Here is a 5,822-nt window from a genome sequence, read left to right as displayed (position 1 = left end):
ACAGCCCGATACTGCTGCTTGCTGCTGTTTGGCTTGTCAGGAACAGTCATCTCAATCAAGCCAAGTTCCAACGCGGGGCGCAAATAATTGTTGCTGAACGTTGGACGGTGCTTAAGTCCAAGCCGCTCCAAAAGCTCTTTTGCGGACAGCGTTTCGCTGCCTAAGGCAGACATCAGGCGCTCGACTTGATCGGTAACTTTCTCGCGAACTTGTTCGGTTTGCATAAGATCATTTAAAGCATCTCGGATCACGGCGGAGCATAAATTCAACAAAAGCTGTAGAATCCGCCGCTTTGTCGGCAACAGCCAATATGGTGTAATACTCCTGTTGCCGTTCGCGGATTAAAGTCTCCACAGGCAAACAGTTAAAGATTGGTTTCCAGCGACTTAATAAAAGCGTCTGCCACATACGCCCCATACGTCCATTTCCGTCAGCAAACGGATGGATAAATTCGAACTCATAGTGAAACACGCAACTTTTGAGGAGATCAAACACCTCTATTCGTCCAGCATCAGCTTTTTCTTTGAATTTCTGAGTTTACGTATTTCCTCACGCTCAATAGTCTGAACGCTTTTATCCGATACAGGCAAGTCCTCTGGTAGTGTGGCTCCCATTTCGATAATAGCTTTACGTATCTTATCGGCTACATCATAATGTGTGTTATTTGCCTCGATGGCAGTTGATATCTCATCTCGCTTCAGTTTTTCCTCAGTCTGAGAAATTCTGAACAGATTAGCAATCAACTCTGTACTTCCCATATAATCAAGAATTTTTTCATTTTTCTTCAAGCCTTTTTTTGTATGGATGTCTGAGACAGTCATGCCACCATACAAGCCCATATATCCGGCGTTTTGAAAAATCGCAAATTCCTCATCGGTAATTACTCCAGCATTATGTGCTGCTTCAGCAAGAAGCTGATTCCACTGTTTGATATTTCCACGGACAACTAATCGTTTATTATTTTCATCAAGCTGATTAAAGGCATCTTGAACTTCCTGGCGGCGTGTCTGAATAGCGAAATATGTTTGGCCCAAAGCAATTATTTCTTTTCTTGGGTCGCCGTTTTGAACAATCAAATAACATGCATATCGAGTCAACTCATAGTCAATTGTATTTCTTTTCCCACCTTTGCCAATTTCTATCATTTTGTTGACCTCAACAAAATGATCCGAAACCGCGAAACCACTGTTCTTACAGGCAAGTATAGCTCGATCAATAACCTTCTGAAAATTGCGCCATTCCATATAATCTAAGACTTTTGCAAGCTCGCGAGCATACCAAAATTCTGTTCCGTTTTCCCGAATATGCTTTATGCTTTCAAATGTTTTATATTCCTCAGCGTTTAAATTTGACATTTTCAATCCTCCGTACTATGAAAATGAATGACTTCAATCCCTACGTCCTTCACTATCGGGATAACCATTGGAGACCAAACATCTCCTTCATTTCCATATACCCGATAAATTTATAATTGATATTCACCCTCTGACTCTTGCTTCCGTCAGTGTTATCCGTCTTTTCGTATACCACAATCTTCTATATCAGTTCGTTGAGGATTTGCGTATTTAGCTCGGTATAATTTTCGGCTTTGAGCTGCTCGGTTACACCTAGCTGCTGGGCATATTCTCTAACCAACCTGTCAAGCATCTCCCGGGCCTGCATATCAACCTTGTGCCATGGATCCAACTGGATCATACTGGAAACCAATCTACAATCTTTTAGAAATGCAGTGGATTCCTACTTTAGTTGTGAATGGAAAAGGAGCGAAGCCTAAGATTGATATGCTCCCCTAGTAGTAGACAGCTGAAATACAAAAACTTTCCGTTTCACCCTACAACACTAAGCCACAAATCTAAGTTTCTTCAGTAGATCCCTACCTATTAAACTTCTTCAAGAAATTTAACATGTATCTTACCCTCTAGTAGGTCTTCATACTTTTGGGCTGCTTCCTGAAAATAAGCTGAACTCCCATGGGCTTTGAAGGCCTCCTTATCCTTGTACTTTTCAAAGAAGACTATTTCAGTTGGGTCATTCTTTACCACATGGGGTATGTACATCAAACAGTCCTTTTCTTTAGCTAGAACTTCCTTGGCCAATTGAGTACAAATTTCGGTCACTTCGACCTCTTTGCCAGGTTTTACTTTTAAGGTTGCCAGTAACGTCAACAATTCCAAACAACTCCTTTGTTTTTTCACTCAGAACGCTGTGTATTCGCCTTCGGTTAGCGATTTATTGGGTTTAATCTTTAGTAACTATATTCAACACACAGGCAATTTCTCCTTCAAGCGATTACTTCTCCCTCCCCCACACGGAAAAGGAGAGCTCCTTGCGGCTCCCCGCGGATCTGCTCCAGTTCCACACCGATAACTGCTTGCTGGCATAATTCAGGAGTTTTTTGATTTGTTCCCTAGGGGGATTACAACCAGGTGGCCGCTGGACTTAACCCCTCTCGGACTGGGTCGTATCAATTGATAAATTTGTCCTGCATACTTTCAGGCTCTTCGCCATATTTTCAACAATGATACTCGCCGTCTCCCTGTATTTTTCTTTCACCTCCGGATCCGTTCTGTCCAATGCGGTGAGCATCTTCAGCAGCTCATCGTAGGCTTTGATCATGTTATCGCGGTGAATGTTGAATTGTGCTTCCGTCTTGAAGTGAAGAACATTGGACTGCCGGCTAAGATCCCTGGGCCGGCAGTCCAAATCCTCTTTCCCTATTCAGAATCACGGTTTCCATCTTGAATGGTCATGACTTTGAGCCCAGGAAACGGCTCTCCATCCATGAATTCCGCTTCTCCCTCCTGCTGTGCTTTCAAAAGGATATCCATGGCATCTGCAACTTTAGCCGCAAGCTGAAAATACATCATTTTATAATCCGGCATCCTAATATCCCCCCTATTTCAAGCAGCAGCAAGGCTCCGGGTCATGACCCGGTCCTGCCGTCTGCTTTTATAGGGGAAATTAAAAAGCGCATGCTAGGTTTTTTTCACCCTACACATGCGCTATGCTTCGTTACTTGCTGAATCCTAAACACCTAACCTCAATCAACCGGAAGCAAACCGGCTGTGAACAGAAAAGCGGCCCGCGTAACCGGTACGCGAACAGTTCCTTTCCGCTGCCTAGGTCAGGAATAGGCTGATCTCTTGCTGCGTGAAGCCGCACAGTCTGCTCCCTGCCAGACATCCCATTACACTCACTTCACCCGCAGCACAGGCACCTTGCTTGTGCATAAACGGGCAACATTGTATAATAAAAATGTCGTCGTGGACAGCTGGACTGTTACGTGTAGGTGCTCATACCACCTGCTCGTGCCTGGAAGTGCGTCAACACTTTCAGGTCACGGCGACTTTTTAATTTCCACCTATTCCTAATTATAGCTTTTTTGAGGTGAATTGCAAGGTATGGGAGAGGGGTAGCGGGAAAAAACCGTCTTTCCGCTTCGGATCTTTATGGGAAAACAGACCAATTATCAAGAAAAAATATTGTACCAAGAACATATGTTTGATAATATATGATTAACAAATGGACATCCATAGCCTTTGTGAAATAAAATCACTTTGGGTTATTATAGTTAGTTATTCTACTGCAAATGAACGGAGGTAGACGTTATGCAATCAGGGAAAAAGTATCATAAAGTCAGTTTGGCGTCTGCCCCATGGACAATGCATGAGTTTTTTGCAGGAAGCGGCTTAGTTGCTTATGGTTTTAAAGATATGTTCCGTCCTGTTTGGTCAAATGATATTTGCTCTAAGAAAGCTGCCGTCTACAAAGAAAATTTTACAAGCAAGCACTTTGTACTGAATGACATAAAAAACATATCCGGGACTAGTTTGCCTTACGCTCATTTGTCTTGGGCTAGTTTTCCTTGTCAGGATTTGTCCTTGGCAGGCTCCTGGGTGGGATTGACGCGGAACGTAGCGGTCTGGTTTGGGAATGGCTTCGCATATTAGAGGAGATGCCGGAAAAACCGGCGCTTTTATTAATTGAGAACGTTACGGGCTTATTATCTTCAAATACCAGCGCAAACTACATAAAACTTCATTATGCCTTATTGCGATTGGGCTATAAGAGCGGTGCCATCTTGATAAACGCAGCGCTTTTCGTTCCGCAGTCCAGACCAAGGGTTTTTGTGATTGCGATCAGGCAGGACATACCCATCCCTGCTGATTTATGTGACTCCGGGCCTAACTGGTTACATAATCAAGCCGCCGTTACGCTTGGCCGTACTTTGCCCCACCGGATATGGTGGCGCGCCGACAAGCCGCCCGAGCGTAAAAAAAGCCTTGTTGACCTGATTGACTTCAATCTACCCTATGACAAAGATGATGCCTTGAAGCTTATACCACCGCATCATCAGAAAAAGCTGGCTGAATTTGACGAGATTGTGGCAACAGGTTATCGTCGCACAAGGCACGGAAAACAGTGTTTAGAACTCCGTTTTGACGGAATAGCCGGTTGCCTGAGGACGCCGGAAGGCGGTAGCAGTAAACAGTTTTTGATTGTCAAAAAAGATGGAGAGCTGCACGCGAGGCTGCTGTCCCCGCGAGCACAGCCTGTTTGACGGTACAGCACGAAACGCAAAACTTGCAGAGATTATTGGAAAATATAATGCTATTATTGACGAGAAGGAAACAGATCCCAGCCTGCGGATCGAATTTGAAGCGAAGTAGCGTTAGCCCCCCTATTTCAAGCAGCGACAAGACTCTAGGTCATGACCCGGTCTTGCCGTCTGCTTTTATAGAGAAGATTAAAAAGTGCATGCGAGGTTTTTTAAACCCTACACATGCGCTATGCTTCGTTACTTACTGAATCCTAAACACCCCCCCATCAACCAACCGGAAGCAAACCGGCAGGGATGATTCCCCCTCGGCCTCCTGCCCTTCTTTAGCCCCGTCTCTTGAAGAAAATCTACTTTGTTCTACGGTGAGCCTAGATGAGTAACTGGCTAAGACAGGAATATGAATAGTTCTCAACTATTTTGCCCGCCGTTATCTCACTGCGTTTGCTTCAATAAATCCTCTTAGCATTCCGCTAGCACTTCTTGGAGGACCCTGCAAGCAACCAATATTGCCAAAAACAAAAAAGTGCGGGAAGTACCAGTCCCCTGCCGCGTGAAATGCGAGGCGAGCAAAAAGCCTCTGCGACTACCGCTTTATCTGGAACTAATCGCAAACCGCCTGTGGTCCGACTGAAATATGAAACAAGCTATGTCCTTATCTCACGTCATAAATAATTCCCCCGCTAATGCCTCTGCAATAGCCTTTACAGGCACTTCTTTATCGTTTCCATCATGATCTTTGCTTCTATAGAATAAATAAAAAAAACTGTCTCTCGTTTTCTCAGAAGTTAAAATCGTCGATACGTCTTTGATAGATGAAATTAACTTCAGAGATGGAAAAACGATTCGGATTTTTTCCAGATCTTGTTTCAAAAATCCACTTTTAAATTTATTTGCACTAATAATCACAAAATCGAAAAGAATATCATTTTCGGAGGCAATCCTGCTCAGGCAATCAACCCATTTCTCGATTTTTTTCATCCCGTCCATTAAATTTTTATAATCTCTATCAGGAATCGTACTCTTTTTTTCGATTATTTTTCTTTCTTCTCTTTCAATGTGTTCAAGGACTTTTTCATTGATGACAGGTATGGAGAAATAATCAATTAGATACTTCTCAATCTCTTTAAAAGTAATTTCAAATTCATCCAGTTTATTTTTTCCCAATTCATTATCAAAAAGGGCCCTATATTCAGCTTCTGACTTCCAAAGAGGATGTCGCCTGGAGCCTCTGAAAAAATACTCATCCATCAAGTCATCAGAA

General features: G+C 43.3%; 9 protein-coding genes and 1 pseudogene. 1 reads left to right on the top strand and 9 read right to left on the bottom strand.

Annotated elements, in window-relative coordinates; genetic code table 11:
- The 8 genes from JL57_RS36590 to JL57_RS35275 all read right to left on the bottom strand — a co-directional run.
- Window positions 1-224, bottom strand: a 224-nt coding sequence (locus JL57_RS36590; protein ID WP_366557075.1) for a Fic family protein, incomplete at its 3' end; no start/stop codon positions are given.
- Window positions 225-228: 4 nt separating this feature from the next.
- Entirely contained in the window at window positions 229-408 is a 180-nt protein-coding gene (locus tag JL57_RS36585) for a hypothetical protein (RefSeq protein ID WP_366557076.1), read from the bottom strand.
- An 89-nt stretch (window positions 409-497) separates the two neighbouring features.
- On the bottom strand, window positions 498-1,355 hold the full coding sequence (gene dinD / locus JL57_RS22790; protein ID WP_034144227.1) for a DNA damage-inducible protein D: 858 nt from the start codon (window positions 1,353-1,355) through the stop codon (window positions 498-500).
- A 52-nt stretch (window positions 1,356-1,407) separates the two neighbouring features.
- Window positions 1,408-1,530, bottom strand: coding sequence for a hypothetical protein (locus JL57_RS36580; RefSeq protein WP_366557074.1), 123 nt, complete (start codon window positions 1,528-1,530; stop codon window positions 1,408-1,410).
- Window positions 1,531-1,536: 6 nt separating this feature from the next.
- Complete coding sequence (locus tag JL57_RS35280) at window positions 1,537-1,647, bottom strand: hypothetical protein (RefSeq protein ID WP_291300448.1); 111 nt, start codon at window positions 1,645-1,647, stop codon at window positions 1,537-1,539.
- A 233-nt stretch (window positions 1,648-1,880) separates the two neighbouring features.
- Window positions 1,881-2,168, bottom strand: coding sequence for a putative quinol monooxygenase (locus tag JL57_RS22785; RefSeq protein WP_034144226.1), 288 nt, complete (start codon window positions 2,166-2,168; stop codon window positions 1,881-1,883).
- Between the two features lie 271 nt (window positions 2,169-2,439).
- Window positions 2,440-2,703, bottom strand: coding sequence for a hypothetical protein (locus tag JL57_RS22780; protein ID WP_034144225.1), 264 nt, complete (start codon window positions 2,701-2,703; stop codon window positions 2,440-2,442).
- Window positions 2,704-2,714: 11 nt separating this feature from the next.
- Window positions 2,715-2,882: a hypothetical protein gene (locus tag JL57_RS35275; RefSeq protein ID WP_291300447.1), complete on the bottom strand. Its 168-nt coding sequence runs from the start codon at window positions 2,880-2,882 to the stop codon at window positions 2,715-2,717.
- A 726-nt stretch (window positions 2,883-3,608) separates the two neighbouring features.
- Between JL57_RS35275 and dcm the strand changes: the two are divergent.
- Window positions 3,609-4,561, top strand: a pseudogene (gene dcm, locus JL57_RS36575) (DNA (cytosine-5-)-methyltransferase).
- 657 nt (window positions 4,562-5,218) lie between these two features.
- Here the strand turns inward: dcm and JL57_RS22770 are convergent.
- Window positions 5,219-5,822: hypothetical protein (locus JL57_RS22770; RefSeq protein WP_034144224.1), on the bottom strand; the 604-nt coding region annotated here is incomplete at its 5' end.

The sequence above is a fragment of the Desulfosporosinus sp. BICA1-9 genome (assembly GCF_000802135.1).
The sequence above is the reverse complement of the archived record's forward strand: the minus strand, read 5'-3'. Positions and strand labels throughout refer to the sequence as shown.

What these genes read in the sequence shown, in the direction of transcription:
- JL57_RS36585 (WP_366557076.1), bottom strand. Translation starts at nt 408, where the DNA reads ATGTGGCAGACGCTTTTATTAAGTCGCTGGAAACCAATCTTTAACTGT.
- JL57_RS35280 (WP_291300448.1), bottom strand. Translation starts at nt 1,647, where the DNA reads ATGCTTGACAGGTTGGTTAGAGAATATGCCCAGCAGCTAGGTGTAACC.
- JL57_RS35275 (WP_291300447.1), bottom strand. Translation starts at nt 2,882, where the DNA reads ATGCCGGATTATAAAATGATGTATTTTCAGCTTGCGGCTAAAGTTGCA.
- dinD (WP_034144227.1), bottom strand. Translation starts at nt 1,355, where the DNA reads ATGTCAAATTTAAACGCTGAGGAATATAAAACATTTGAAAGCATAAAG.